Source organism: Bacillus sp. BACIII (assembly GCF_057836745.1).
In genome coordinates, this window is the sequence record NZ_CM174437.1 from 3,444,832 (window position 1) to 3,470,644 (window position 25,813).

Annotated in this window: 30 protein-coding genes; 10 read left to right on the plus strand and 20 right to left on the minus strand. The window is 46.7% G+C overall.

The window, feature by feature from the left end:
* Positions 1-124: 124 nt before the first annotated feature.
* A complete protein-coding gene (mbl, locus tag ACXN9U_RS16935) occupies positions 125-1,126 on the minus strand; it encodes a cell shape-determining protein Mbl (RefSeq protein WP_016937680.1) in 1,002 nt (333 codons plus the stop codon).
* Positions 1,127-1,305: 179 nt separating this feature from the next.
* A complete protein-coding gene (gene spoIIID, locus ACXN9U_RS16940; RefSeq protein ID WP_003151236.1) occupies positions 1,306-1,587 on the minus strand; it encodes a sporulation transcriptional regulator SpoIIID in 282 nt (93 codons plus the stop codon).
* A gap of 332 nt (positions 1,588-1,919) precedes the next feature.
* Here spoIIID and ACXN9U_RS16945 point away from each other — a divergent pair, with 332 nt between their 5' ends.
* A complete protein-coding gene (locus ACXN9U_RS16945; protein WP_438420798.1) occupies positions 1,920-2,333 on the plus strand; it encodes a MarR family winged helix-turn-helix transcriptional regulator in 414 nt (137 codons plus the stop codon).
* 24 nt (positions 2,334-2,357) lie between these two features.
* A complete protein-coding gene (locus ACXN9U_RS16950; RefSeq protein WP_045926376.1) occupies positions 2,358-3,554 on the plus strand; it encodes an MFS transporter in 1,197 nt (398 codons plus the stop codon).
* A 35-nt stretch (positions 3,555-3,589) separates the two neighbouring features.
* Here the strand turns inward: ACXN9U_RS16950 and ACXN9U_RS16955 are convergent, their stop codons facing one another.
* From ACXN9U_RS16955 to ACXN9U_RS16965, 3 genes are all read right to left on the minus strand, one after another.
* The gene (locus ACXN9U_RS16955) at positions 3,590-5,044 is read right to left on the minus strand and encodes an NCS1 family nucleobase:cation symporter-1 (protein WP_060964080.1); all 1,455 of its coding nucleotides are present in this window, start codon (positions 5,042-5,044) and stop codon (positions 3,590-3,592) included.
* Positions 5,045-5,209: 165 nt separating this feature from the next.
* Positions 5,210-6,574 carry an MFS transporter gene (locus tag ACXN9U_RS16960; RefSeq protein ID WP_188154349.1) on the minus strand — a complete coding sequence of 455 codons (1,365 nt, stop codon included), beginning with the start codon at positions 6,572-6,574 and terminating at the stop codon, positions 5,210-5,212.
* The gene (locus ACXN9U_RS16965; protein ID WP_060964078.1) at positions 6,571-7,137 is read right to left on the minus strand and encodes an isochorismatase family protein; all 567 of its coding nucleotides are present in this window, start codon (positions 7,135-7,137) and stop codon (positions 6,571-6,573) included. Before ACXN9U_RS16965 ends, ACXN9U_RS16960 begins: the two co-directional genes overlap by 4 nt.
* A gap of 252 nt (positions 7,138-7,389) precedes the next feature.
* Here ACXN9U_RS16965 and ACXN9U_RS16970 point away from each other — a divergent pair, with 252 nt between their 5' ends.
* Both ACXN9U_RS16970 and ACXN9U_RS16975 read left to right on the plus strand, forming a co-directional pair.
* Positions 7,390-8,601 carry an ammonium transporter gene (locus ACXN9U_RS16970; RefSeq protein ID WP_060964077.1) on the plus strand — a complete coding sequence of 404 codons (1,212 nt, stop codon included), beginning with the start codon at positions 7,390-7,392 and terminating at the stop codon, positions 8,599-8,601.
* 17 nt (positions 8,602-8,618) lie between these two features.
* Positions 8,619-8,969, plus strand: a complete 351-nt coding sequence (locus tag ACXN9U_RS16975; RefSeq protein WP_014419080.1) for a P-II family nitrogen regulator — start codon at positions 8,619-8,621, stop codon at positions 8,967-8,969.
* A gap of 53 nt (positions 8,970-9,022) precedes the next feature.
* Here ACXN9U_RS16975 and ftsW read toward each other — a convergent pair whose 3' ends face one another.
* Positions 9,023-10,177 (minus strand): putative lipid II flippase FtsW, encoded by a 1,155-nt coding sequence (gene ftsW, locus ACXN9U_RS16980; protein ID WP_489201948.1) that lies wholly within the window; start codon positions 10,175-10,177, stop codon positions 9,023-9,025.
* Between the two features lie 164 nt (positions 10,178-10,341).
* Between ftsW and ACXN9U_RS16985 the strand changes: the two genes are divergently transcribed.
* On the plus strand, positions 10,342-10,917 hold the full coding sequence (locus ACXN9U_RS16985; protein WP_047475852.1) for an undecaprenyl-diphosphatase: 576 nt from the start codon (positions 10,342-10,344) through the stop codon (positions 10,915-10,917).
* A gap of 16 nt (positions 10,918-10,933) precedes the next feature.
* On the opposite strand, the gene ACXN9U_RS16990 is transcribed toward ACXN9U_RS16985, so the two are convergent.
* Both ACXN9U_RS16990 and spoIIQ read right to left on the minus strand, forming a co-directional pair.
* Entirely contained in the window at positions 10,934-11,356 is a 423-nt protein-coding gene (locus tag ACXN9U_RS16990) for a VanZ family protein (protein ID WP_047475853.1), read from the minus strand.
* A gap of 91 nt (positions 11,357-11,447) precedes the next feature.
* Positions 11,448-12,317 carry a stage II sporulation protein SpoIIQ gene (gene spoIIQ / locus ACXN9U_RS16995; RefSeq protein ID WP_489201949.1) on the minus strand — a complete coding sequence of 290 codons (870 nt, stop codon included), beginning with the start codon at positions 12,315-12,317 and terminating at the stop codon, positions 11,448-11,450.
* Between the two features lie 138 nt (positions 12,318-12,455).
* On the opposite strand from spoIIQ, the gene ACXN9U_RS17000 reads away from it, so the two are divergent.
* Positions 12,456-12,947, plus strand: coding sequence for a GNAT family N-acetyltransferase (locus ACXN9U_RS17000; protein ID WP_489202508.1), 492 nt, complete (start codon positions 12,456-12,458; stop codon positions 12,945-12,947).
* Positions 12,944-13,396 carry a DUF5362 family protein gene (locus ACXN9U_RS17005; RefSeq protein WP_489201950.1) on the plus strand — a complete coding sequence of 151 codons (453 nt, stop codon included), beginning with the start codon at positions 12,944-12,946 and terminating at the stop codon, positions 13,394-13,396. Before ACXN9U_RS17000 ends, ACXN9U_RS17005 begins: the two co-directional genes overlap by 4 nt.
* A 32-nt stretch (positions 13,397-13,428) precedes the next feature.
* Here the strand turns inward: ACXN9U_RS17005 and ACXN9U_RS17010 are convergent, their stop codons facing one another.
* Positions 13,429-13,866: a DUF5392 family protein gene (locus tag ACXN9U_RS17010; RefSeq protein WP_016937666.1), complete on the minus strand. Its 438-nt coding sequence runs from the start codon at positions 13,864-13,866 to the stop codon at positions 13,429-13,431.
* A gap of 220 nt (positions 13,867-14,086) precedes the next feature.
* Between ACXN9U_RS17010 and cls the strand changes: the two genes are divergently transcribed.
* From cls to xynA, 3 genes are all read left to right on the plus strand, one after another.
* Positions 14,087-15,535 (plus strand): cardiolipin synthase, encoded by a 1,449-nt coding sequence (cls, locus tag ACXN9U_RS17015; RefSeq protein ID WP_489201951.1) that lies wholly within the window; start codon positions 14,087-14,089, stop codon positions 15,533-15,535.
* A 137-nt stretch (positions 15,536-15,672) separates the two neighbouring features.
* Positions 15,673-16,059: a DUF5362 family protein gene (locus ACXN9U_RS17020; protein WP_060964070.1), complete on the plus strand. Its 387-nt coding sequence runs from the start codon at positions 15,673-15,675 to the stop codon at positions 16,057-16,059.
* Between the two features lie 464 nt (positions 16,060-16,523).
* Entirely contained in the window at positions 16,524-17,165 is a 642-nt protein-coding gene (gene xynA, locus ACXN9U_RS17025) for an endo-1,4-beta-xylanase XynA (RefSeq protein WP_060964069.1), read from the plus strand.
* A gap of 289 nt (positions 17,166-17,454) precedes the next feature.
* On the opposite strand, the gene ACXN9U_RS17030 is transcribed toward xynA, so the two are convergent.
* The 11 genes from ACXN9U_RS17030 to ACXN9U_RS17080 all read right to left on the minus strand — a co-directional run bounded on the left by ACXN9U_RS17030 (position 17,455) and on the right by ACXN9U_RS17080 (position 25,785).
* Entirely contained in the window at positions 17,455-17,859 is a 405-nt protein-coding gene (locus ACXN9U_RS17030) for an Rrf2 family transcriptional regulator (protein ID WP_045926364.1), read from the minus strand.
* A gap of 140 nt (positions 17,860-17,999) precedes the next feature.
* The gene (ureC, locus tag ACXN9U_RS17035) at positions 18,000-19,709 is read right to left on the minus strand and encodes an urease subunit alpha (RefSeq protein ID WP_060964068.1); all 1,710 of its coding nucleotides are present in this window, start codon (positions 19,707-19,709) and stop codon (positions 18,000-18,002) included.
* The gene (gene ureB, locus ACXN9U_RS17040) at positions 19,706-20,080 is read right to left on the minus strand and encodes an urease subunit beta (protein WP_060964067.1); all 375 of its coding nucleotides are present in this window, start codon (positions 20,078-20,080) and stop codon (positions 19,706-19,708) included. The genes ureC and ureB overlap by 4 nt, the downstream gene beginning before the upstream one ends.
* Positions 20,077-20,394, minus strand: a complete 318-nt coding sequence (gene ureA, locus ACXN9U_RS17045) for an urease subunit gamma (RefSeq protein WP_016937659.1) — start codon at positions 20,392-20,394, stop codon at positions 20,077-20,079. Before ureA ends, ureB begins: the two co-directional genes overlap by 4 nt.
* A gap of 350 nt (positions 20,395-20,744) precedes the next feature.
* Positions 20,745-20,933, minus strand: coding sequence for a CsbD family protein (locus ACXN9U_RS17050; RefSeq protein WP_016937658.1), 189 nt, complete (start codon positions 20,931-20,933; stop codon positions 20,745-20,747).
* Positions 20,934-21,006: 73 nt separating this feature from the next.
* A complete protein-coding gene (locus tag ACXN9U_RS17055) occupies positions 21,007-21,486 on the minus strand; it encodes a hypothetical protein (RefSeq protein WP_060964066.1) in 480 nt (159 codons plus the stop codon).
* Between the two features lie 122 nt (positions 21,487-21,608).
* Positions 21,609-22,739: a response regulator aspartate phosphatase gene (locus tag ACXN9U_RS17060; RefSeq protein WP_060964065.1), complete on the minus strand. Its 1,131-nt coding sequence runs from the start codon at positions 22,737-22,739 to the stop codon at positions 21,609-21,611.
* A gap of 189 nt (positions 22,740-22,928) precedes the next feature.
* A complete protein-coding gene (gene moaA / locus ACXN9U_RS17065; RefSeq protein WP_489201952.1) occupies positions 22,929-23,954 on the minus strand; it encodes a GTP 3',8-cyclase MoaA in 1,026 nt (341 codons plus the stop codon).
* A 17-nt stretch (positions 23,955-23,971) separates the two neighbouring features.
* Positions 23,972-24,760, minus strand: a complete 789-nt coding sequence (fdhD, locus tag ACXN9U_RS17070) for a formate dehydrogenase accessory sulfurtransferase FdhD (RefSeq protein ID WP_049627565.1) — start codon at positions 24,758-24,760, stop codon at positions 23,972-23,974.
* A gap of 94 nt (positions 24,761-24,854) precedes the next feature.
* A complete protein-coding gene (locus tag ACXN9U_RS17075) occupies positions 24,855-25,019 on the minus strand; it encodes a hypothetical protein (RefSeq protein WP_007407587.1) in 165 nt (54 codons plus the stop codon).
* Between the two features lie 85 nt (positions 25,020-25,104).
* Positions 25,105-25,785, minus strand: a complete 681-nt coding sequence (locus ACXN9U_RS17080; RefSeq protein ID WP_060964063.1) for a VWA domain-containing protein — start codon at positions 25,783-25,785, stop codon at positions 25,105-25,107.
* Between the last annotated feature and the right edge of the window lie 28 nt (positions 25,786-25,813).

A 25,813-nucleotide genomic window follows, 5' to 3' on the forward strand; every position in this document is an offset into this window, starting at 1 on the left:
CCTAACCGGAACATTTGTTCTATAATGAAGATCAGCATTTTTTCTTATTATCGGATTTACATTCCCTTTCGTGAAGGGTTTTACAGAAAAAACCTCATTCTTTTTCAAGAATGAGGTTTTATGATCAGCTCAGTTTGCGTTTTGGAAGCTTGTCCATGTTATCAAGCATGACGCCGGTTCCGACCGCAACACAATCCATCGGATTCTCAGCGACAAGAACAGGCACCTTCAGTTCTTCGGCAAGAAGCTGGTCAAGTCCATTTAAAAGCGCTCCCCCGCCGGTAATGATGACGCCGCGGTCGATGATATCGGCGGACAATTCAGGCGGTGTTCTTTCAAGAACCTGCTTGGCAGCCTGCACAATGACGGCAACTGATTCACGAAGGGCTTCTTCCACTTCTTTGCTGTTTACTGTAATCGTTCTCGGCAGACCGGAAACCATGTCACGGCCGCGAATGGTGATTTCTTCATGACGTGCGTCTGGGAAAACCGTTGCGACCTTCACCTTAATATCTTCAGCGGTACGCTCACCGATCAGCAGCTTGTACTCGCGTTTGATATAATTTAAGATTTCCATGTCAAACTTGTCCCCAGCCATCTTAATAGAAGAGGAGGTGACAATATCGCCCATAGAAATAACTGCGATATCCGTCGTACCGCCTCCGATGTCAACAACCATGTTACCGCTCGGCTGGAAGATTTCCATACCTGCGCCGATAGCGGCAACTTTCGGTTCTTCTTCAAGGTACACATGCTTTCCGCCGCTTTTTTCAGCGGCTTCTTTAATCGCTTTTTGCTCAACGGACGTAATATTCGTCGGGCAGCAGATCAGCATACGCGGTTTTGAGAAAAGTCCTTTTACATTCAGTTTATTAATGAAGTGTTTCAGCATGGCTTCTGTTACTTCGAAGTCTGCGATTACGCCGTCTTTCAGGGGACGGATCGCAACAATGTTCCCAGGTGTACGTCCAACCATTCGTCTGGCTTCTTCGCCGACCGCCAGCACTTTGCCGCTGTTTTTATCAAGCGCCACAACGGACGGCTCATTCAGAACAATTCCTTTTCCTTTTACATGGATCAGTACATTTGCAGTACCGAGGTCAATTCCAATATCCCTTGCAAACATCTATTTATATCCTCCTTGATATCTGTTTCACAGTAAAATATCCACATTGTGCCCTAATTATATATATTATCATAATTTATCAAAAAAAAGCTGCTGAACGAGATAAGTTCTTGACAAAATTTTGCGGATATTCGCGAAACCGCCCGGAGGAAAAAAAGGGAGCCGGCAGACGTCAGACGCTACGGCTGCTGAACGGGCTCCCCTTCTAGAATTTCATCTTTTTTGTACTTTAATTTTGTCGCCTCTCCTCCTCTTAAATGTCTGATGGATTTATGATAATCGAGTATTTCTTTTACTTCATTCGCCAAGTCAGGATTGATTTCAGGCAGGCGCTCTGTCAGATCTTTGTGTACGGTACTTTTGGAAACACCAAACTCTTTCGCAATGACACGAACGGTTTTTTTCGTCTCCACGATATACTTGCCAATCTTGATTGTTCGCTCTTTGATGTAATCGTGCACACCACTCGACCTCCCCAGTTGGATGTGAGAAGTGTGAAATGAGATCCGTATTCTGTAACAGATTCACTGATGATGCAGCTTCTTTGTTGTCCGATTATATAAGAAGGTTTTTGAAATATGCCCACGATCCCTCACCTCAAACACTCTCTTTGATAGGTTTGTAACAGTGTATTAGCAATGAATTGGGAATATGCTAAAAACTCAATAAGGACAAGGGACGGATCGCAATTTTCTGCTTTTTGAACGGGGGGCTTTACATCCGCGCGATCCTGCTGTAGAATGAAACAGCGCAATTAGTTACTTAGGTAAGTTTTTTGAAAAGGAGAACGGAAATGATCCCCGTCAACAGACGCCTCATTCATCAAATCAATCAATGCGCCCGCCTGATTACGAAGAAAGCCAATGAGCGGCTGGAACCATTCGGCCTGTACTCCTCTCAATGGTCAATCCTATATTGCTTGAAAACGATCGGACCGATGACCCAAAAAGAAATCTGGTCCTATATGAATGTGGAGGCGCCGACCGTTACCAGAACGATCAAACGCCTTGAAGAAAACGGCTGGATTCAGCGGGAACAGGGAGAAGACAAGCGGGAAAAGCTCGTCGTCTTGACGAAGGAAGCTGAATTGAAATATGACTGCATCAATCAAGAGATGCTGAAGTTCGAGGAAGACATGCTTGCGGATTTCCAGGATGGAGATAAGGAAGCTTTTTCTGAGTTTCTGAATGTGTTTTTAACGAAATAAAAAAGAAAGGGAAGTGCTGTACTTTTGAGTAAATCTGACTCGATCTGGACCAAAGATTTTATTATGGTCGTACTCGTGAATTTATTTGTCTTTGTGTTCTTTTATACATTTTTGGCCGTGCTGCCTATTTATATGATTCAGGAGCTTGGCGGCAGTGAATCGCAAGGAGGGCTTTTGATCAGCCTGTTCCTGTTATCTGCTATTATTACCCGTCCTTTTTCAGGGTCGATTATTGAACGGTTCGGCAAGAAAAGAATGACGATTGTATCTCTGGCGCTGTTCGCCCTGTCTTCTTATCTGTATTTGCCGATACACAATTTCTATCTGCTGCTCGGACTGCGTTTTTTCCAAGGCATCTGGTTCAGCATTTTAACGACGGTCACGGGCGCAATTGCCGCTGACCTTATTCCCGCCAAGCGGCGCGGCGAGGGACTCGGTTATTTCGCGATGTCTATGAACCTTGCCATGGCGATCGGTCCGTTTCTCGGGCTGAGCCTTGTGAAAGTCATTTCATTCCCGGTTTTCTTTACGATTTTTGCCGTGTTTGTTTCTTTAGGCTTGTTAATTGCTTTCATGATTCGCGTGCCGGATCAAAACAACAGCGGAACGACTGTCTTCCGTTTTTCTTTCTCCGACATGTTTGAAAAAGGCGCGCTTAAAATCGCGATTGTCGGGTTGTCCATTTCTTTCTGTTATTCAAGTGTGACTTCATATTTATCCGTTTATGCAAAGACGATCCATCTGTTGGATGTCAGCGGCTATTTCTTCGTCTGTTTCGCCGTGACGATGATGGCCGCCCGTCCTTTCACAGGAAAGCTGTTTGATAAAATCGGGCCGGGAATCGTCATCTACCCGTCGATTATCGTGTTTTCCGCAGGGCTTTGCATGCTGGCGATGACAAACAGCGCCCTCATGCTTCTCTTATCCGGCGCCGTCATCGGTCTCGGCTACGGCTCTATCGTACCGTGTATGCAGACTTTGGCGATTCAGAACTCGCCCGGACACCGTTCAGGCTTCGCAACGGCTACCTTCTTCACTTTCTTTGACAGCGGGATTGCCGGCGGGTCCTATGTATTCGGCCTCTTCGTCGCTTCGGCCGGATTCCATTCGATTTATCTGGCAGCAGGGCTGTTCGTCCTGATTGCTTTACTTCTGTATGGCTGGAGCCAGAAAAAAAGAACGCCGCTTGAAGCGGACGGAAACGTTTCAATCGCAGACTGATATGACAAAAAGCCGGGGGAAGCCCCCGGCTTTTTTTATTCTGCCGCTCTTTCCCGCACCATTTGTCCCGCCGCTTTCGCATAAGGCGGATGGAAATACATAAGCGCCGTATAACCGAGACATGACACAATCACACCCGCGAACCAGGAAATATCGTAGATGCCGGCGAACGCCGGGACGTACATCCCGATTAAGGAGATAAACGCGCCGAGAAAGGTCGCGGCAAAGGCCCGGTAATTATAGCCTTTGTAATAAGTGTACTGTCCGTTTTCCGAATAAAGGTCTTCAACTGAAAGCTGTCTTTTTCTGATGAGAAAATAATCAGCCATCATGACCCCGGCTACCGGTCCGAGCATCCCGCCGATGAGTCCGAGAAACGCATATACATTCGTGGCGCTCTCCATCAGCTTCCAAGGTATTGTGAACAGGGCCAGAACGGCGGTCAGATACCCTCCCCTTCTGAACGTAATATATTTCGGCAGGGCATTCGCCAAGTCATAGGCCGGTGACACGATGTTTGCCGCCACGTTGACCGAGACGGCGGCGATGCAGAGTGTGATGACCGAAAGAGCGATAACGAAAGGATTATCAAACCGGGCCAAAATCTCCACCACATCCCAAATCGGTTTCCCGAATGCTACCTGTGAACCGGATGTCACCGTAATGCTTGCAAACGCAAACAGGGCAAACGTTCCCGGCAGGCCGTAAAACTGGCCGCGAATCTGTTCTTTTTGCGACGCGGCGAACCGGGTGAAGTCAGGAATATTCAGAATCAATGTCGCCCATATTCCGATAATGCCCGTTACTCCGGCTGCAAACGGCCAAAACGTTTCAGAAAAGGTATGAAATTTTCCCGGCTGTGAGTAAATCGGACCGAGCCCGCCGGCAATATCTATCGCCCACCAGACCATGCCGCCGAATACGAGATAAACAAGCGGGCCCGCCCATACTTCAAATTTTTTGATTGATTCCATGCCGTGCCGCAGCACAAGCAGATGAATGCCCCAAAAGAAAATAAACGACAGAAAGCCCGGCAGATGAAGTCCGAGTATATTCCAATCTCCGCCGAGGCTTCCCCAGCCCGGCCATATGTTCAGCAGCAGAATGTTTAAAGCTGTGCTCCCGGCAAATGTTTGAATTCCGAGCCACATAATGGCCGTAAACGCCCTGAGAAGCGCCGGAATGTTTGCGCCGTATATTCCGTAAGAAGCCCTGATGATGACCGGAAAGGGAAGCCCGTATTTCGTTCCGGCATGTCCGTTTAAGGCGAGAGCGGCGAATAAAATGAGTGATGCTGTCACGATAATGGCGAGCACCTGCCACGGAGAAAGGCCGATCGCAATGAGCCCGCCTACAGTCGCATAGGTCGGGATGTTATGAATGCAGCCCATCCAGATAGATGCAAAATTCACCGCTTTCCATGTCCGTTCTCCTTCTTCTAAAGGCAGTAAATCTTTGTTGCTGAGCCGATCATTCGTTGGTTTTTTCATCTTCACCCTCCTGTATGTACGGTTTCCTCACATATCATGTTAAAGAATATAACTGAAAATTCCGCAAATAACATTGGGCGCTATCGACAATTTTCGTTTTGATTTTTGAGCACATTGCACATAAAAAAAGAGACGGGGAGTACCCGTCTCTTTTTGATGCGGCTGTTAAGAGGCCTTTTTGAGAAGAACTGAAAACCGGAACGCCATCAAAAGGCTTACGGCGCCGACAATGATAAGAATCGTGCCGAGCATATGAAAATGGCCTGCGGTTATTTCTTTTCCGAAAAGAATGCCCAAAATGACGGAAGATAAGATCGAACCGAGATACCGGCAGGTCTGAAACAGGCCGGACGTTGTTCCGACCATGTCGGCTGGACTTGTTTTCAGCATGGCCGCCTGAAACGTCACATTGCCGAAGCCGTAACCGACACCCAGCACAGACAGAATCAGCCCTTTTCCTATCATAGGCGCCTGAAGGAAGAAGAACGTTAACAGGACCGCCCCGATCGCGGTCAGGCAGGTTCCGGCAACAATCGGCTGAAGAACCCCTTTCTTATCTATCCATTTTCCGGTCAAAGGCGACACCAGGATGCTCATGCCCGACATAAACAGCATAATCATTCCGCTTGTCTGAACGGACAAATGCATTTCATCCTGAAAATAGCTCGGAAGCCCGAAAAAGATGCAGTAAAAGAATATATTCAGCAGAATAAATTGAATATACACCGACGATAGTTTCCGATGCGTTTTAAACAGCCTGACATCAATAAACGGCTTCTCCGTTTTCAGCTCGCGCCAGATAAACAGCCCGACAAACAAAAGCCCGAATATACCTTCTGTATAATGGGGCTTCGTACTGAAGGACAACAAAAATGACAAAAGCAGAATAATCGCCCCGGCAAACAGGAGTATCCCGATCGTATCAAGCTGGCGGAGCACGGCTTTCAAGCCGCCGATCTCGCGTTTTTCATCTTTCGGAAACATATACATCCCGAGAAAAAAGCTGAGAATGATAAACGGCAGATTGACGAAAAAGATTGCCGGCCACCCTCCCCAAACGATCAAAAAACCGCCGAGTGTCGGACCGAGCGCCGTCATGGCTGAGGCAAAGATCGACAGGACGGCAAGCGCCGACGCCTGCTTCTCCTGTATATTCGAACGGATCAATCCGACGCCGGACGGATATATCGCGCTGCTTCCGATCGATTGAAACAATCTCATCATTAACAAAGTCATGAAAGTCGGCGCAAACGGCGCGCCGACGGCCGAAACGGCAACAAGCAGAAGCCCGATCAAAAACAGCTTCTTCCTGCCGAGCATATCACCGAGCTTTCCGGTAACAGGCTGCGCCACCGCACTGGCCAGATAAAAGGACGATATCAGCCAGGACACCGTTGTAAACGACAGGTGAAATTCATGCTGAATACTGTGAAGCGCAAGAGAAATCATCGACGAGTTCAATGGGTTCAGCATCGTCCCCGAAGCCACGGCTGTTAAAAACAGAACGCGGCTTTTTTTGGAGATTGTCATTTGGTCTCTTCGATGAACTCTTCCGTCGTCCGGCTTCTGCCGATTTTCGGGAAGATAAACTTGAGTGTCGCTTCATGCTGTTCATCGCTGAACGTCGCCATCGCGTCAGTTATGAAAACTTGCTGATACCCGAGCTGAAAAGCTTCCCGCGCCGTGCTTTCCACACCGATGTTTGTCGCAATCCCGCATAATACAATCGTGTCGATTCCCCGTCTTCTGAGCTGAAGATCAAGATCAGTGCCGAAAAACGCGCCCCACTGCCGCTTTGTCACCGTATAATCATCTTCTTTCACTCCGATTTCAGGCACAAATTCAGCCCAATCCGCCGCCGGAGCCGAATGGCCCGCCGCCCCTTCATCCGTCAGCGGCTTCAGCGCATCAGCCCCGTCATGAAAATCAACGTTCACAAAGCTGATAAAACCGCCTTTTTCCCGGAACACATCAATTAATTTTTTCGCGTTCGGCACAACGGCCCCGCTTTTATCCATCGGCACAATGCCTTTTTGTAAATCAATAAGGACCAAAGCCGTTTTTTCAAATTGCAGATTCAATGATGTTGTCATATTCAATTCCTCCTGATGCAGTTAGTGTTTCTCACCCCGATTATTTTACTCTTTCCCGGACAGGATTTCTTCTTCGGTGCTCCGATGCTCTTTTTATGGATATAAAGTCACATGACGTTCATTTGAAAAGCGACATGATGAACGCAAAAAACCATGTTAGATAACCTTACACGAAAATGTTTTATCATTCTTTTTTCTCTATAATAATGAATTAATCACAATTACATTCTGAATGAGACGGAGGAATACAACATGCAGATGGGCGATACAGTATTTATGTTCTTTTGCGCTTTACTCGTGTGGCTGATGACCCCCGGGCTGGCTTTATTTTACGGCGGAATGGTAAAAAGCAAAAATGTGCTCAGCACGGCGATGCACAGTTTTTCTTCCATCGCCATTGTATCCGTCGTTTGGGTTTTGTACGGATATTCACTTGCTTTTGCTCCCGGCAATACATGGCTTGGCGGCATTGAATGGGCGGGGCTGAAGGGAATCGGCTTTGCCCCCGGAAGCTACAGTGATACGATCCCGCATTCATTGTTCATGATGTTCCAAATGACATTTGCAGTCCTGACGACGGCGATTATTTCCGGAGCATTCGCTGAACGCATGAGATTCAGTGCTTTTCTTTTATTTTCCTTTTTGTGGGTTTCCCTCGTATATACACCCGTTGCGCACTGGGTATGGGGCGGCGGCTGGATCGGCCAAATGGGCGCCCTTGATTTCGCAGGCGGAAATGTTGTTCACATCTCTTCCGGAGTTGCCGGACTCGTTCTGGCGATTGTCCTCGGGAAACGCAAGGACGGCACGGCGGCTTCTCCTCACAATTTAATTTATACGTTCTTGGGCGGGGCGCTCATTTGGTTCGGATGGTTCGGCTTCAATGTCGGCAGCGCCCTGACGCTTGACAGTATCGCGATGTTTGCTTTCATTAATACAAACACCGCAGCTGCGGCCGGAATTATCGGCTGGATTTTAATCGAATGGATGCTGAACAAGAAACCGACTATGCTGGGCGCTGTATCAGGCGCTATCGCCGGACTTGTCGCCATTACGCCGGCTGCCGGGTTCGTTACGCCGTTTTCTTCCATCGTGATCGGTTTTATCGGCGGGCTTGTCTGCTTTTGGGGCGTGTATTGGCTCAAAAAGACTTTCGGATACGATGATGCACTTGACGCTTTCGGCCTGCATGGAATCGGCGGGACATGGGGCGGCATCGCGACCGGTTTATTCGCGACCACTTCCGTCAATGACGGCGGGGCAAACGGGCTGTTTTACGGCGATCCGGGACTGCTTTGGAAACAGGTTGCGGCCATTGCGGCAACCTATGTATTTGTATTTATTGTCACTTTCGTTATCATTAAAATTGTAGGTCTCTTCATTCCCCTCCGCGCCAGTGAAGAAGAAGAATCACTCGGGCTTGATTTAACGATGCACGGGGAAAAGGCATATCAGGACTTATAAAGTGAGGAGTGACTTAGATGAGCGGTCAAATGTTCAAGGTAGAAATCGTTACGCGTCCGGCTAAGTTTGAAACATTGAAGCAGGAACTCGGTAAAATCGGAGTCACATCGCTGACTTTCTCCAACGTACACGGATGCGGCCTTCAAAAAGCCCACACCGAACTGTACCGCGGAGTCAAAATTGAAAGCAATGTGTATGAACGGCTGAAAGTGGAAATCGTTGTCAGCAAGGTCCCCGTTGATCAAGTGGTGGAAACGGCGAAAAAAGTGCTGAAAACGGGAGAGCCCGGCGACGGCAAAATATTTGTCTATGAAATCGGAAACACGATTAATATCCGCACCGGAGAGGAAGGACCAGAAGCTTTATAAACATACAGAACGCCCGGAGACAGCATGTCCCGGGCGTTTTTTTTCGGACTTCATTAAAAAGAAGAAGCCTTTTTTTCATGCGGGACAGGCCGCTTATGCCGTACGGTTTGTTTTTTTGAATATGTACTGATATTGACCAGTATGCCGCACAAAAACAGCGTCATAATCAATGAAGAACCGCCGTAGCTGATAAACGGCAGCGGCACACCCGTAACCGGGAGGAGTCCGCTCATCGCTCCCAAATTCAATACAACCTGAAACATCAATTGAAACGTAATTCCGATGGCGAGAAGCTTTCCGAACGGGTCATCAGCACGCATGGCTGTTTTTACGCCGAGAAGCATTAACGCGAAATATAATCCCAACACGATCAGAACACCGAATATCCCCAGTTCTTCGCTGATCACGGCCATAATGAAGTCAGTATGCGCCTCAGGCAGGTAATTCATTTTTTCAACACTGTTCCCAAGTCCTCTTCCGAAAAATCCGCCTCCGGAAATGGCAAAATAAGATTGAATCAGCTGATAACCGTCCCCGTTCGCGTCACCAAACGGATTGGTAAAGGAAACAAGCCGCTTCACACGATAGGAAGCGGAAAATGCGAGATAAACGACTCCCGACACCGCCGTCGCGCCGAGCACGAGCAAATGGCGCTTTTTCAAGCCGGCACATAATAAAATTGACCCGCACGCCGCCAGAATTAAGGAAGCCGTCCCTAAATCAGGCTCTGCCAATGTCAGCAGAAAAGCGGTTCCCAAAATGACTAAAGGCGGCAGTACCCCCTTCACAAATTGATGAATGTACGGCTGCTTTTTCGTGTAAATCGCAGCGAAATACAAAATCATCGCGATCTTCGCCAATTCAGACGGCTGTATGACAAGCGGCCCCGCTCCCAGCCATCTGCGGGAAAAATTCCGCTCCAGCCCGATTCCCGGTATCAATACGAGCAGCAGCAACACCAGCGATCCGACCACAAACAGCGGTACAAGCCGGGCATACCGCTTATACGGCAGACAGGCTGCAAATAAAAATAAGCATATTCCGAGCAGCAGAGAGGTTCTCTGTTTATGGAAGAAATAGGATGGATTTCCGTATCGCTGAGACCCCATCACATCACTGGCGCTATACACCATTAACAAACCGAATCCGCAAAGCAGCATGATGACAAACACAAGCGGCAGATCGGCGTTTTTCAAACGTTTCAGCAACGGACAAAACTCCTTCGGCTATTCTTTTCCCTCATACTTGACGCACAGTAATACAGTCACGTTTCATTCTGTTTACTTTTTTATAATTATTTTTAATACCAATTGTGTCTCATAGAAAAAAGCATTACACTGTTCATATAAAATAAAGATAAAAGGTGATATTTGTGAATTACGAACTGTTTAAAGCGATCAATGGTTTGTCGCACCATAGTGCCATTCTCGACTCTATCATGGTATTTATAACGGAATACGCCCTTTACGCCTACGCCCTTTTCCTGCTTGCCATGTGGCTGTTTGGAAACACAAAAGGCAGACAAAACGCCCTGTACGCCGGCTTTACCGGCATCGCGGCGCTTATCGTCAACTACATCATCACAAAAATCTATATCGAGCCGCGCCCCTTTGTCGATCATACGGTTCATACGCTGATCCCTCATGCCGCGGATGCTTCTTTTCCGAGTGACCATACGACAGGCGCTTTGGCCATTTCAATTGCGATTCTGTTCCGCAACAAAAAACTCGGCTGGCCGCTGGTGATTTTCGGCCTTTTGACCGGCTTCTCAAGAATTTGGGTCGGCCACCATTATCCGATTGATGTACTCGGAAGCATTATCGTTTCCCTCGTTGTCGGATTCCTGCTGTTCAGATTTTCAAATGTGCTTCGTCCGATTGTCGACCTGATCGTGCGAATCTACGAAAGTATCGTTCATAAAAACAAATCGACAAACCATCATATATAAAAAAAGCCGGCGTCTTTCACAGACTGCCGGTTTTTGTATGTTTGGCGGTATGTTTTTTCCTTTGTAAAACACAGAATACAGCAATGCCGAGACTGTCAATCAGCACATCGCGGAGGCAGCCGTTTCTGCCGAAAAAGAGCTGGACGATTTCTGTCAGGAAGGCGGCGGCCAATGCATACAGCACCGCCCTCTTCATGCGTCTGCGCTCCCTGAAAAACAAACAGGTGAGCACAAAAAAGGAAAACGCGTGCCCGAGCTTTTGAATCGCCGCTTCAGGTACGGTGAGCTCCGCCATATCGAACACAAAGAAACCGGATGCATCCGGATGGGGCGTGAAACGGAAGGCCATCGTCTGCGTCACAATCATATCGTGAAAGCTTTCAGTCAAAGCAGAAATGAAAATAAAGACGAGCCATCCCGCCGCCAGACATTTATTCATTCAGCATCTCCCTCGTTTTCTATTAGTATAAAGGCACATGAGACAAAATGAAAAGCGCCTATCAGAGCTGATAGGCGCTTAGGGATCACAGTTACTTGCCTGAATCTTTCATTGAACCGTCATCTTTACCATCTGTCTTGTCTTTTGTGCCGTCTTCTTTACCGCCGGGTTTTTCCTCGGTTTCTTGTTTAGGCGTCACATCTTTTTTCTCGGAAGACTGCTGAATGGACCCTTCCGTTTCTTCTGTGACAGCGTTTTTCTCTTCAGCTGCCGCTTTTTCAATAGATGTTACCGGTTTGTCCATAAAGTTCATCGGATTCATTGCTACGCCGTCTTTGCGGATTTCAAAGTGTACGTGATTTCCGCTTTCTTCACTGTAAAGGTTTTTTCCTGATTTTCCGATAACCTGGTTCTGCTTCACTTTGTCGCCCTGATCGACGCTGACTTCAGATAGAGACTGATAGACAGTAGACAGGCCGTCTGAATGTTCAATTTCAACCACATATCCCAGTACCGGATCTTTAGCAGCTTTCACAACCGTACCGCTCAGAGAAGCGGAAACGTCAAATGATTTTCCGTCTTTCTCAGCTAAGTCAATTCCTTTACTTAGGCTGTACGTGTTATTATAGTTAACAAGTGCTGCTTCTTTCTCTTTTTTTGCGGCATTCGTTTCATAAAACTTTTTCACAACAGAAACATTTTCAGAATGAGCAGCCGGCATTGCGACGTTTTCCATTGACTTTCCTACTTCGACGGCATCGTCTTTGCCGCTGTCATACGCGGAGTTTCCGCCGTTATTCGTCAGATTGTCCTTCACATCATTTGAAACGGATTGATACCAAAGGACAGCTGTTAAAATGACGGCCGCACTGACTAAGTAAATTGCAGGGAATATCCAGCGTTTGCGAAAGAACCGCTGAAGTTTTTTGACTTGAGAAGTTTTCTTTTCTTCCTCTCTCATTTGTTCATCACCTCAGCAACATTCTGAACACTTTTCTGAAAATATATACACATCATAAAAAAACTTTTTTGGAAGTAGTATGTGCAGATTGCTCATAATTATGTAATGAAATGTGAAGGGAGATCCCGGAATATGAATTTGACCCTGCGCAAAGCCGTATTGGAAGATTTAGATGCGGTTGTGGCTATATACAACTCGACGATCGCCTCACGGATGGTAACGGCTGATACGGAAGAAGTGACGCCCGAAGACCGGATGGATTGGTTTTTGCGGCACACGGACAGGCGCCCGCTGATGGTCGCGGAAGATGAAAACGGAAAAGTGGCGGCCTGGATCAGCTTCGAAACGTTTTACGGCCGTCCAGCCTATGACAAAACGGCGGAGATCAGTATTTATCTGCACCAGGATTGCCGGGGCAAAGGAGCGGGAAGCTTTCTGCTGAAAGAAGCCCTTGAGATGGCTCCGAAGATCGGCATCCGTAATCTGATGGCTTTTATCTTCGGCCATAATGCGCCGAGCATTAAGCTGTTTGAAAAATTCGGTTTTACCGAATGGGGCGTATTCCCGGGTATCGCCGAAATGGACGGAAAACGATATGACTTGAACATTTTAGGGAGAGAACTGTCATGATCAGCATCGATAAAGAAGAAAAAGACGGTAACCAGCAGCTCAATAAAAAAGCCCGTTCCCTTGCCGACATCGCCAAGTGGGGAAAAATCACCGCCGTGTTTCTTATCATTACGGGCTCACTTTCCGCCCTGTCAGCCATTGTGACGCTGCTCGGAGCCATACCGGGTGTTTTGCTCATCATTTCCGGCGTCATGCTGATGCGCTCGGCAAAAGCCGCAGCCGCCCTTCAGGAAGAATCAGAAGAAAACGCGGAAGAAAATATGCTCGAACATTACGCATCCTTTATCAAAATGCAGTTTTTTTACGCGGTATCGAGTGTGGCATTGGGCATTATCGCTTTTATTTTATTCGTTATTTTCGCTGTCATCGGAATTGTGGCTTACCACAGCACTGATACGTATGACGCGCCTGATTCATATTACTATGAGAACGACCCTGTGTTTGAATGACAAAAAGAGCTGATCGCGCGTCAGCTCTTTTTTTAATACAGCATTTCTTTTTTCCGGTCTTCTTCTGTTAAAAATTCAATAAAGCTTTTCATCGCAGACGGCTCCTCCGCTACCAATCGGGTATAGGCGCTTTTCCGTTCCTCGGACAGAATATTGCTTTTTCTGATTCTGTTCAGCATATACAGGCGGATCGTTTTTTGCACCTGTTTCCGCTGGTAGCCGGCTTCCTTGAAAAACGCAAGACCCAGAGCCGCAAGGAGTGCAAAAATGCCGGCCGACACGAGGGCTCCTCTCCCGGAAGGGGCCTGAATCAAAAGCGATGCCAGATGAAACAGACTAAAAGCGGCGAGCGGGAAAGCGAGAAAACGGTAAATGATGCTTTTTTTCATCAGCGGTGCGATGGCGATTTGTATTTTCTGAATTTCTTTTTTTATGAATCCCGGCAATTGTTCCGCATGTTCTAGCTTCATATCCTCTCCCCTTTGCTGTCATTTTTGTCTTCTTTTTCATATATGCTTATTCTACCGCACCCGGAACTTTCTTTGAAAGAAAACTGCATCCATCTTTGATTCCGGCTCTTTATTCTTTTAAAATGTCAATGTTATAATTTGAAATGGGAATCAGATTGCTGCACTTGTCGGAATACTAATGGGCACAGTCTTGATAAATATGATATAGCGGGGTTGCAAAGTGAGCATTTCATTTATTTTATTCGGATTTTTTTTCGTTTTAAATATACTTTTGGCCGTCATCATGATTTTCAAAGAAAGACGCGACGCCAGCGCTTCATGGGCCTGGCTCTTGGTTCTTTTTTTTATTCCCATTTTAGGGTTTATTTTATACCTGTTATTCGGCCATAACCTGAGACGCAAGCACCTGTTTCAATGGGAAGACCGTAAAAAGATCGGAATTGAAAAGCTGCTGAAGTCTCAGCTGAAAGATCTGAAGTCGAGGCAATTCCAATTTAACAACAGGGCGACCGTGGATAATAAAGACCTCATCTATATGCTTGTCATGAACAACCACGCGGTTTTTACAGAGGATAATTCGGTTGAGATTTTAACGGACGGGCGCGATAAGTTCAAACGTTTAATGAAGGACATTTCCAACGCAAAAGATCACATTCACCTTCAATACTATATTTATAAAGGTGATGAGCTGGGAAAAAAATTGCGTGACGCCTTAGTGAAAAAAGCACAGGAAGGCGTAAAGGTCAGAGTGTTATATGATGAACTCGGTTCACGATCACTCAGAAAAAAATTCTTCAAACCGCTGCGGGACGCCGGCGGCTATGTGGAAGTCTTCTTTCCTTCCAGGCTTCGGCCGATTAATTTGCGGCTCAATTATCGGAATCACCGCAAGCTCGTGATTATTGACGGCGAAACCGGCTATGTCGGCGGCTTTAACGTCGGAGATGAATATCTCGGCCTGAATCCGAAATTCGGCTATTGGCGGGATACGCACCTCAGGCTTCAAGGCACGGCGGTCCATGCCATTCAGACACGGTTTATCCTCGATTGGAACCAAGCCTCCCATCACCATACGCTCACTTACGTTCCGAATCATTTTCCGGAATGCGAGCCAAAGGGCAATGTCGGGATGCAGATTGTCACAAGCGGACCGGATTCAGAATGGGAACAAATTAAAAACGGCTATATCAAGATGATCTCAACGGCGAAACGGTCGATCCTGATTCAGACGCCTTACTTTATTCCTGACTCCAGTCTTTTAGACGCCCTCAGGATCGCCTGTCTGTCAGGCATCGACGTCAAAATCATGATCCCGAACAAACCGGATCACGCTTTCGTTTACTGGGCGACTTTATCTTACATCGGCGATCTTTTGAAAGCCGGGGCCTCGGTCTACATTTACGATAACGGCTTTATTCATGCGAAAACGATTGTCGTCGATGATGAGACGGCTTCTGTCGGTACGGCGAATATCGACGTCAGAAGCTTCAGGCTTAATTTTGAAGTCAACGCCTTTATTTATGACGTCACCATCGCGAAAAAGCTCATCTCCTCATTTAAAGAAGATCTGCTCGTCTCCAGAAAATATACGTATGAAGAATATCAGGAGCGTTCGCTGTGGATTCGCATTAAAGAATCGGTTTCAAGGCTTCTGTCGCCGATTTTGTAATTCCCGGGTGCATCCCGGGAATTTTATCATATAGAAACGGATGCACGGCAGGAAAAAAACACATTTTATATTCAAAAGAATGACCGAATAGTGTATAAATGAAAAGTGAGTATTTTTTTGTAAAGGAGTGCCATGTGTTGAAACCTGAATCAGTAAATCGTTCGCTTATTTCTATTTCGAAATGGGGAAAAGCGACAGGTATTTTATTCATTATTATGGGCGCATTTGCGGCGCTGTCGGGTGCGTTTTTCTTCTTAATCGGAGCCATTCCCGGCGTTTTGCAGATTATTGCCGGCATTTTTCTGATGCGCTCGGCAAAAGAAGCGGGACAGATGGCGGAACAGTTCAATGAACTGACAGAAGAACATATGCTGGAGAATTACGCAAAATTCGTGAAAATGCAGGGGATCTACCTCATTGTAACGATCGGCCTGTCCGTTCTCGGCATCATTCTCTTCATTGTCCTCATGACGTTCGGCATTGTTGACGGTATGTTTGATAACATTGATGCAAATACATATTAAAAATCCCGGCGCGTGAGCCCGGGTTTTTTTCTTATTCGGCTTGCAGCTTTGCCTTTTCTGCCTTTTAACGAGGCTGACCATTCCTCTGCAGGTTCTCAAAATGCCATTGTCCGCCGCAATATCATAAGCAGATTTCCCTGTTCAGTGAGCGGCTTATCGGCGATTAAATCCCCTCTTACATCGAATACAAAGTAAAACATGACAGATGACTCCGTCAGATTCAGAAACAAGAATTGTGATTCTGCGAAAAAAGAATAAGGCTATGGCGGAACAGGACCGCCCATAATGTATTTTTTGGGCCTTTGTAATTAAATTACAAATACTCTTAATCTTCACTTATGCATTCGTGATATGATATTGAAGGGAGCGATCAAAAGCTTTGGCGTTAGTCATTAAGAATGTTTTAAATATATACGGGTGCTGCCTCACGTCAACGTCAGAAAAAATAGTATAGGAGGTCACATATGTTTAAATTTAAAAAGAAGTTCTTAGTTGGATTAACGACAGCTTTAATGGGTATTAGCTTGTTTTCGTCAACCGCGTCTGCTGCCGGTACAGACTACTGGCAAAATTGGACTGATGGAGGCGGAATCGTAAACGCTGTCAATGGGTCTGGCGGGAATTACAGTGTTAATTGGTCCAATACCGGAAATTTCGTTGTTGGTAAAGGCTGGACGACAGGTTCCCCATTCAGGACCATAAACTATAATGCCGGAGTTTGGGCGCCGAATGGCAATGGATATTTGACTTTATATGGATGGACGAGATCACCTCTCATCGAATATTATGTAGTGGATTCATGGGGTACTTACAGACCTACCGGAGCGTATAAAGGTACTGTAAAAAGTGATGGAGGTACATATGACATCTATACAACGACACGTTATAACGCACCTTCCATTGATGGCGATAACACTACTTTTACGCAGTACTGGAGTGTCCGTCAGACAAAGAGACCAACTGGAAGCAACGCTGCAATCACTTTCAGCAATCATGTTAACGCATGGAAGAGTCATGGAATGAATCTGGGCAGTAATTGGTCTTACCAAGTCTTAGCGACAGAGGGATACCAAAGCAGCGGGAGTTCTAACGTAACAGTGTGGTAACACATTATCTTTAATCAGGGGCAGCTAACGGGCTGCTGATCGTTCCTTGAGAAATTTTAAAATCATTATGATTGTGAGTGCTAAGAGGCGACGGTCTTTTAGTTGGACTCCCGATATGGAGCCAAAACCGCAGCCTCTTGATCTTTTACATTTGATGCATGTCTCCGATGGCTGTCATTTCATGCCTGCGTTCCTTCGCTTCTATCATAACGGCTTTTCCGCTGTTCTTTTCCTCCTTATTCCTGTAACCATTTTCATTACATCTCAAACGACATGAAGCCATCTCTTTTTAACAAAAGAGATGATTCATTACATCATAAAGAGATTTGTTCGCCAGTTCATTCTCCATTGCCCGCTGTACGCTTCCGAACGTCTCATCAAGCGCGCGCTGAATATTTTTGCCGACCGGACAGTCCGGATTCGGATTGTCGTGAACCGCAAAAAGCTCTTCCTTATTTTGTACCGCCCTGTAAACCTCTAAGAGGGTAATCTCCGACGGATCTTTTTTCAGGCTGGCTCCCGCAACACCTGCCCGGGATGTCAGAAGACCTGCTTTTTTCAGCTGGCTGATCGTTCTCCGCACTACGACGGGATTGGTGTTTACGCTGTCCGCAATCATATCTGACGATGCCCGTTCATCCGTTGAGATCAGCGAAAGAATGTGAATGGCCACAGCAAGACGGCTGTTAATCATGTTTTTCACCACCGGTGTAACCACAATAGTTACATTTCATTTGTTTTTCAATTATTAATATACACTAAAATACGCGGCAGGATGAAATCAAGTTGACAATAGAGGTGTAAATAGGCCGGCGGAAACCGGCCGGAGAGGGATTAAAATAAAAAATAACGCTGTCCGAGCGGAACATGGCTGACAGGCTGGCATGCCAGTTCTTCTCCGTCGGCGAACACCTGATAGGTTTTCGGATCGACTTGTATATTCGGCATTGCGTCATTCAGCTTCATGTCGAGCTTACTCAGCTTGCGGATATTCCGTACGGGGGAAATCATTTTTTCAAGCCCGAGCTTTTCCGGTACACCGTTTGCGATACCGGCCTGGGACATAAATGTTATAGACGTATTGCGGTTCGCTTTCCCGTAGGATGCGTACATCTGGCGCATAAACACAGGCTCAGGCGTCGGGATAGAAGCATTCGGGTCTCCCATCTGGGCGCGGGCGATCATGCCCCCTTTGAGCACAAGTTCAGGTTTGACGCCGAAGAAAACCGGATCCCACAATACGAGGTCAGCGAGCTTTCCTTTTTCAACGGAACCGACTTCATGACTCAGGCCGTGAGTGACGGCAGGATTGATCGTGTATTTGGCGACATAGCGTTTGGCGCGCACATTATCATTGCCGCTTTCTCCTGAAAGAGCGCCTCGCTGCTTCTTCATTTTATCGGCAACCTGCCATGTCCGGATAATCACTTCTCCCACCCTGCCCATCGCCTGCGAGTCAGATGATGTCATGCTGATCGCGCCGATATCGTGCAGAATATCCTCCGCCGCGATGGTGGCCGCTCTGATGCGTGAATGACTGAACGCCACGTCTTCAGGGACTTTTGAATCTAAATGATGGCAGACCATCATCATATCAAGATGCTCGTCCATCGTGTTGACCGTATACGGAATCGTCGGCGTCGTAGAGGACGGCAGGATATTGGCGTAAGAAGCGAGTTTCATAATATCAGGTGCATGGCCTCCGCCGGCTCCCTCTATGTGATATGTATGGATAACCCGGTCGCCGATCGCATCAAGCGTATTTTCTAAAAAGCCCGCTTCATTAATCGTGTCTGTGTGGATTGCCACCTGAATATCCGCCTCATCCGCGACTTCCATGCACGCTTTAATGGCGCTTGGCGTTGATCCCCAATCTTCATGCAGCTTCAGGCCGATCGCGCCGGCTTCTGTCTGTTCAATGAGAGGCGCTTTATCAGAGGCATTCCCTTTCCCTAAAAAGCCGACATTGATCGGAAACTGCTCAGCCGCCTCCAGCATTCTCGCCATGTACCATGCGCCGGATGTACAGGTCGTCGCTTTACTTCCCGTCGCAGGGCCCGTTCCGCCGCCCAAAAGCGTGGTCACGCCTGAAGAAAGCGCGACTTCCATCTGCTGCGGGCAGATGAAGTGGATGTGCGTATCAACGCCGCCGGCCGTTACGATTTTTCCTTCGCCGGAAATGACTTCTGTTCCGGCGCCGATGACCATGTGCGGGTCCACCCCATCCATAATATCCGGGTTGCCGCTTTTCCCGACGCCGACAATCCGGCCGTCCTTCACCCCGATATCCGCCTTGACGATCCCTGTATAATCCAAGACGACGGCGTTTGTAATGACCAGGTCAAGCGCTCCGTCTTTCCCGGTGATACGGCCGTTTTGCCCCATGCCGTCCCGGATTGTTTTTCCTCCGCCGAAAATCATTTCTTCTCCGTAATTCGTGAAGTCTTTTTCGACTTCAATCCATAAATCCGTATCTCCGAGTCTGACTTTGTCTCCCGTTGTCGGTCCGAACAGCTCTGCGTATTGCTCACGTGACATTTTCATCGGATCGCTTCCTCCATCCATCCGGCTTTTTTAAGATTCGACAGAGTCTTTTCTTTTCCCCGCTCATCCATATACGTATCGGCCATGCCGTTCAGGCCTCTGACCGTTTTTCGTCCTCCGATTTCCACGAGTGTGACGGTCTTCTCTTCTCCCGGTTCAAAACGGACTGAGGTGCCTGACGGGATGTCAAGACGCATGCCGATTGCTTTCTCACGATTAAAGGACAGGGCGCCGTTGGCTTCCGCAAAATGAAAATGCGACCCTACCTGCACTGACCGCGTTCCATGATTGGTAACTGATACTTCCAGCGTCTTTCGGTCTTCGTTAATGGTGATGGTCCCTTTTGCGACTTGAATGGCTCCCGGCTTCATGACTTCACCTCCGCTTTGATCGGCTGATGAACGGTGACAAGCTTGACCCCGTCCGGAAACGTCGCTTCCACCTGAATGCTGTCCAGCATTTCCGGAACGCCTTCCATAACGTCTTTTTCCGTCAATACGCTGCGGCCGGATTCCATCAGCTCAGCGACGCTTTTTCCGTCTCTGGCGCCTTCCATCAGATAACAGGTCAAATATGCGGCAGCTTCAGGATAATTCAGCAGAACGCCGCGCTCTTTCCGCTGTTTTGCGAGCTCTCCCGCTGTGAAAATAAGCAATTTTTCTTGTTCAACCGGTGTCAATTTCATCTGTATTCCCCCTTAGTGATAGTCAAACGCAATCCACATGGTCATACCGAAACGATGCAGGCGATTACCACCCCCTTCACCTCATGAAATGTTAAGTAATAAAAAGTATTCGACGGTGAACGGCCTGATTCCTTTTGCAGAAATTTCAGATTTCTTATTTTTTTAAACAAACGTTTAATCAAATGTGAAAAAAGATCACATTCTTTGTGAATATTATAAAGAAATTACCGCATAATTTATAGAATATTTAAAAATTTAGTGAATATTAACCAATCGAACTGGAATTTTTGTCATTTCTCATAACAAAAAGCCCAAAATATTTTGGGCTTTTGCTTTGTTTCAATATCAAATTAATCGTCACTGAGTTTATCTTTCGTTTCACCGACACCCTTTTGCAGGCTGCCTTTCGCTTTGTCCTTCTTCCCTTCAGCTTTTAAGTCGGACTTGTTTGCCATGTCACCTGCTTTGTCCTTCGCTTCCCCTTTCATTTTGTTCATGCCGCCTTTTACTTTGTCTTTTAACCCGTTATCTTGACTCATATCTCTTCAGCTCCTTTTTTGTTTTGTGTACTTGTTTTCTTCCCTTTCAGCCCTATCGCAAACATGTAAACTCTCAATTATTGATTTCACAGCGCTCCCCGTAGCGGAGCACTTTGTAAACGGCCAATCCGTCTGACAGCTTATTATCCCCGTATTTGACCGGCAGTAGAGCAAAGAATACATAATACGTTGAAAAATAGACAAATTGGTAAAAAAATAAGTTTGGCTCGAGAACATCTTTTATGATCAGCAGATTTATTATAAAGATAGAAGCGAGATTAAACAGACAGCCTCCGGAATAGACGAGCGCGCTCGTCAGACGGTTATCTATCCGCAATTCGCCGAACTTGCAGAAAGAATCTATAAAGTAGATACGCCGCACCTGAATCGGCCCCACTTTTAAAAAACGTTTCCCCATACCGATATCCAATGACGCCTTGCCTCCGAACAGCATCGCCATAAAGCTGTGGCCTGACACATGGATGACAGACACCATCGGCAGAATGATGAGAAAGGATACGAAAAACTTTATCATATCATTAAATCCGAACAACAAATCCCTCCTTTCAATCGTCCGTTTTTCCCTCTTTTGCGATTTTTCCGATTTCTTCAATGATCAAACGTCATAATGTGCATAAAAAAAATAACCATCTGCCGATCAGATGGTTAGAAAATTTATATATCGTATAAACATTGTTCTTTTTGAATGTTTTCTCTCATGTGAATCACTTTTTCATAAAAATACGCCGCTTCTTTATATTGCTCATGGGCGCTTGTGTATATGGCAGCCTCCAAGGCGAAATCTTCAATATACACATACAGCGATTTTTCATTCATATAGTCAAACACTTCATGGATTAAGTCCATATTGAGGGATTCCAAGTAAAGCGCTTGTAAAAACTTATATTTCTCTAAACTGAATCGGTCGCCCCGTTCTTTCGCGATCGTGACCCCTTTTTCATAATAAGTAAGGGCCGCTTCGTCATCACGCAGCCTGAAAAGGGTGTGTGTTAAGCTGAACAGCGCCTTCGGAAGCTGTTCAAGCTGATGTTCTTCAAAGACGGGCACCGCTTTTCTAAAGTAACGGGCCGCTTCAGCCAGATCACGCTTTTCAGAATAACAATTCCCCAGATTGTAAAGCGAAGACCCGATCAGGCGGGGCTGCCCTTCAAGCAAAGAAAGGCGGAGCGCTTCGTCTAAATGCCCAAGCGCTTTGTCGTAGTTTTTGCAGTCGATATAGTTTCCTGAGATGACGAAATGGCACTGTATTCTCCGCACTCTGTAAAAATCGTGTTTCATATATGTATCCAGCGCCTGAATCCCGTGATTCATGGAGAAATGAGTCTGCTTCATGACGTAAAACACTTCAGACATCTTGAAATGGAATTCCGCCCTCTCTATATCATCCTCGACAAATGAAAGGAGTTTTTCCGCTTTCCGGTAAAAAGAAATAGCCGCAACATAGTTATTCTGATCGAATTCATACATTCCTCTGAACAAATGAAAATAATACTCGGACAGTCCCGATATGCTGTCCGTGCTTTCGATCGTCTTTTGCAGCTCGCTGTACTGAATTTGAGATTGTTCGGTGAAATCCGGCTTGACGTAATCAAGCATAATATGATGGCGGTAGCTGATCAGCTGGTAATATAACAGCAGCAGCTGGTCTTCCTCCATACGTTGTATATCCTCATCAATTTCCTCTTTCAGCTTTATGGCATCAGCCGCTTGAAACGCTAAAATGTGCTTGTACCATTTGTTGATCTTGACTCCAACTTGAGATGACGGAATCTCGTATGCGGTCATGCCCCTTTCACAACCTTTTCTAATTTCTATTGGTTATATTTTAACATATTGTATGGCTTTGGAATTGAATAACTTGATCGTCCTGCATCAAAATTCCTATCATATATTTCGGCAGACATCGGTTTTTTTTGAACAGGCCTGAGCTTCATTTGAATAAAAAAGCCTGCCCTTGTTCGGGCAAGCCTTTTTTCATCCGCCTATATACGACATTTCCACTTTCTTTTTCCCATCTGTTTTAGAAAGTGCGCGGTCAATTGAATACTGATCCGTGCGATTTCTCCAGACAGAGGCGATGGATTCCGTCAATTCGTCATCAGTCAGGCCGCCGCGCACAAGCTTCCGCACATCGAAGCCGCTTGAAGCGAACAGGCACGTAAAAAGCTCGCCCCTTGCCGACAGACGCGCTCTGTTGCAGGAGGCGCAGAATGCATCCGAGACGGAGGAAATCACGCCGATTTCGCCGGAACCGTCGAGATAGCGGAATCTGGAAGCGACCTCTCCTCTATAATTCGCTTCTATCGGCTCCGCCGGCATGTGCTGATTGATCAGATCAATGATTTCAGCCTTCGTGATGACGTCTTTTTTATTCCATTGATTTGTATTGCCGACATCCATAAATTCAATAAACCGAAGAATATGGCCCTTTTCTTTAAAATAGCGGGCCATCGGCAGGATGTCTTTTTCATTGACGCCCTTTTGAACAACCATATTGATTTTCACACCGAGTCCGGCCGCTTTTGCCGCTTCAATGCCCTCGAGCACCTTGTTCACCGAGACGCCGCGGCCGTTAATAGCCTTAAACCGCTCATCCTCTAAAGAATCAAGACTGACGGTCACGCGATGCAGCCCCGCCTGCTTCAGCTTTTCAGCATACACGGGAAGCAGAGAGCCGTTCGTCGTCATCGCAATATCGTTAAGCCCCGGGATGCGCGCAAGCTTTTTGATCAATTCAGGCATATCTTTTCTCATCAGCGGCTCCCCGCCCGTCAGCCTGATTTTTTCAACGCCGAAGCGGGTGACAAACAGTTTGGCAAGCCGTTCAAGCTCCTCAAATGAGAGCAGTTCCGTCTTTTGCAGAAATGGATAATCCGGTCCGAACAGTTCGGCTGGCATACAGTACGTGCATCTGAAATTGCAGCGGTCGGTTACAGAGATACGGAGATCCCTGAGCGGCCTTTCCCTTTTGTCTGACACGCGGCGCGTTTCTGTATTCATAAGCTCAAGACCCCTTTCTATTGTTCAACCCGTTCAGGATGTGTGTATACGTTAAACGATCCGTTTCTGACAAAGCCTATCGCCGTCATGTTCAGCTCTTCCGCCATTTGCAGCGCAAGCTCCGTCGGCGCCGATTTTGAAATGACAATCGACACGCCGATTTTTGCGGCTTTCAATAAAACCTCTGAGGAAATCCGTCCGCTGAAGACAATCAGCTTGTCACGGACCGGCATTCCGTTTTTCAGGCAGTTGCCGTACAGCTTATCCAGCGCATTGTGACGCCCGATGTCAGTCCTCATGAAGAGCATCTTTTCCGTATCGCACAGCGCCGCATTATGGACGCCGCCCGTTTCTTGGAATGTGCCGCTTTCGCTTTGCATCTCCTTCATGAGGCGAAGACACGTTTCAGGAGTTATGGTGATGCGGCTGACGGCGGTTTTGGCCGTTTTCACATCCTGCTGAAAGTAAAAATGGCGGCCTTTCCCGCAGCATGAACCGATCACTCTCTTCGTATAGTCTTTTTGCTCAAGCACTTCGGGATTCGTCAGCTCCACATATGCAAATCCGAGACTTTCATCTATCGTAAAGCTTTTGATCTCTTTTTCAAAACGAATGACGCCTTCTGACGCGAGAAATCCGATAACGAGTTCCTCTAAGTGGTCGGGCGTGCAGACGAGCGTAACAAATTCCTGCCCGTTCACCATGACAGTCAATGGATACTCTGATACCATCCGATCTGCCGTTTTTGTTAATACCCCTTTTTCATAGCGGTATATTTCTCTTACCGCTGTTGTTTTTTCATCCACTGTTTTCCCCTCCGCAGTATCCTTCTCTTTTATTCTTCCATAATCCCTGTATTTTGTCGAATTTGCGGTTTAAAAAAAGAGCCCTCTTCGGACTCTATGTTTCGTTGCGATGATGTCTGCTCAAAATGGTGAATAAAATAACTGCGGCGATAATGGCCAATATACTGACGAATATGAAGGCGGCAAGCTTCAGAAAAATTCCCATCAGTACAAAAACGACTGCCGCCAGCACTAATATAATGCCTGCTCCTTTTAACAACAGCGCTCATCTCCTTTTAGTTGTATCATTCCCGCTGTTCCGTTTTCTAAACAAAAAAGACGCCGCGCGGGCGTCCTTTTTCAGCCTATTCTTTTGCTAAATCCTTTGCAGCGTCTTCCCAAGCCTGTTTGAACTCGTCCGCGCTGTCAGCTGAGACATACGTCCCGCCTCCTGCTTCCGCCGCTTTTTCAAGGCTTTCGCTTCCTTTCATGCCGAAGTTGAAGCCGATGATATTGACGATTGTGTTGACGTTCGCTTTACGGAGCTTTTGAATTTCAGCCTGAGGATTACCGCCGCATGTTTCTTCACCGTCTGTAATCAGGTATACGACGTTTTTCCCTTTAGCGCCGGCCCGCTCAAATTCTTCGCGCGTATCAGAAAGCGCTTTCGCTATCGGTGTCCAGCCTGTCGGTTTAATTTTGCTGAGTGATTGCTCAAACGGAGTCACGGCGTACGGCTGAAGTCCGTATAACGTTTCTGTCGCGTTACATGATACGGCTTTGCCGGAGTTTTTATTATTGCCCTTATGGCCGAATACCCGAAGCATCAGATTCGTGTCTTCAGGAAGAACTTTCGCAAAAGAGGTGACAGCATCTTTCGCAACATCTATTTTACGTTCTCCCCCCGTTTTTTGTATCATGCTTCCGCTTGCATCAAACAGCACAGCGACGTTGGTTTCCTCTTGCTTTTGCTCAGCCGCAAAAACAGGTGATCCGAGTGAGAGCGTCAAAAGTCCGACAATCCCCGCAGTAAACATTTTTTTCATTTCCTTCATTCCTCTCCATTTGTTTTTT

Coding starts and splice junctions, on each gene's coding strand:
- ACXN9U_RS17010 (WP_016937666.1), bottom strand. CDS start 13,866: ATGAAGCTAGAACATGCGGAACAATTGCCGGGATTCATAAAAAAAGAA.
- ACXN9U_RS17030 (WP_045926364.1), bottom strand. CDS start 17,859: ATGATTAACAGCCGTCTTGCTGTGGCCATTCACATTCTTTCGCTGATC.
- ACXN9U_RS16945 (WP_438420798.1), top strand. CDS start 1,920: ATGATCCCCGTCAACAGACGCCTCATTCATCAAATCAATCAATGCGCC.
- ACXN9U_RS16955 (WP_060964080.1), bottom strand. CDS start 5,044: ATGAAAAAACCAACGAATGATCGGCTCAGCAACAAAGATTTACTGCCT.
- ureB (WP_060964067.1), bottom strand. CDS start 20,080: ATGAAGCCGGGAGCCATTCAAGTCGCAAAAGGGACCATCACCATTAAC.
- ACXN9U_RS16975 (WP_014419080.1), top strand. CDS start 8,619: ATGAGCGGTCAAATGTTCAAGGTAGAAATCGTTACGCGTCCGGCTAAG.
- xynA (WP_060964069.1), top strand. CDS start 16,524: ATGTTTAAATTTAAAAAGAAGTTCTTAGTTGGATTAACGACAGCTTTA.
- ureC (WP_060964068.1), bottom strand. CDS start 19,709: ATGAAAATGTCACGTGAGCAATACGCAGAGCTGTTCGGACCGACAACG.
- ACXN9U_RS17050 (WP_016937658.1), bottom strand. CDS start 20,933: ATGAGTCAAGATAACGGGTTAAAAGACAAAGTAAAAGGCGGCATGAAC.
- ACXN9U_RS16970 (WP_060964077.1), top strand. CDS start 7,390: ATGCAGATGGGCGATACAGTATTTATGTTCTTTTGCGCTTTACTCGTG.
- ACXN9U_RS16960 (WP_188154349.1), bottom strand. CDS start 6,574: ATGACAATCTCCAAAAAAAGCCGCGTTCTGTTTTTAACAGCCGTGGCT.
- ACXN9U_RS17080 (WP_060964063.1), bottom strand. CDS start 25,785: ATGAAAAAAATGTTTACTGCGGGGATTGTCGGACTTTTGACGCTCTCA.
- ACXN9U_RS16990 (WP_047475853.1), bottom strand. CDS start 11,356: ATGAATAAATGTCTGGCGGCGGGATGGCTCGTCTTTATTTTCATTTCT.
- spoIIQ (WP_489201949.1), bottom strand. CDS start 12,317: ATGAGAGAGGAAGAAAAGAAAACTTCTCAAGTCAAAAAACTTCAGCGG.
- ACXN9U_RS17060 (WP_060964065.1), bottom strand. CDS start 22,739: ATGACCGCATACGAGATTCCGTCATCTCAAGTTGGAGTCAAGATCAAC.
- ACXN9U_RS17005 (WP_489201950.1), top strand. CDS start 12,944: ATGATCAGCATCGATAAAGAAGAAAAAGACGGTAACCAGCAGCTCAAT.
- ureA (WP_016937659.1), bottom strand. CDS start 20,394: ATGAAATTGACACCGGTTGAACAAGAAAAATTGCTTATTTTCACAGCG.
- moaA (WP_489201952.1), bottom strand. CDS start 23,954: ATGAATACAGAAACGCGCCGCGTGTCAGACAAAAGGGAAAGGCCGCTC.
- mbl (WP_016937680.1), bottom strand. CDS start 1,126: ATGTTTGCAAGGGATATTGGAATTGACCTCGGTACTGCAAATGTACTG.
- ACXN9U_RS16965 (WP_060964078.1), bottom strand. CDS start 7,137: ATGACAACATCATTGAATCTGCAATTTGAAAAAACGGCTTTGGTCCTT.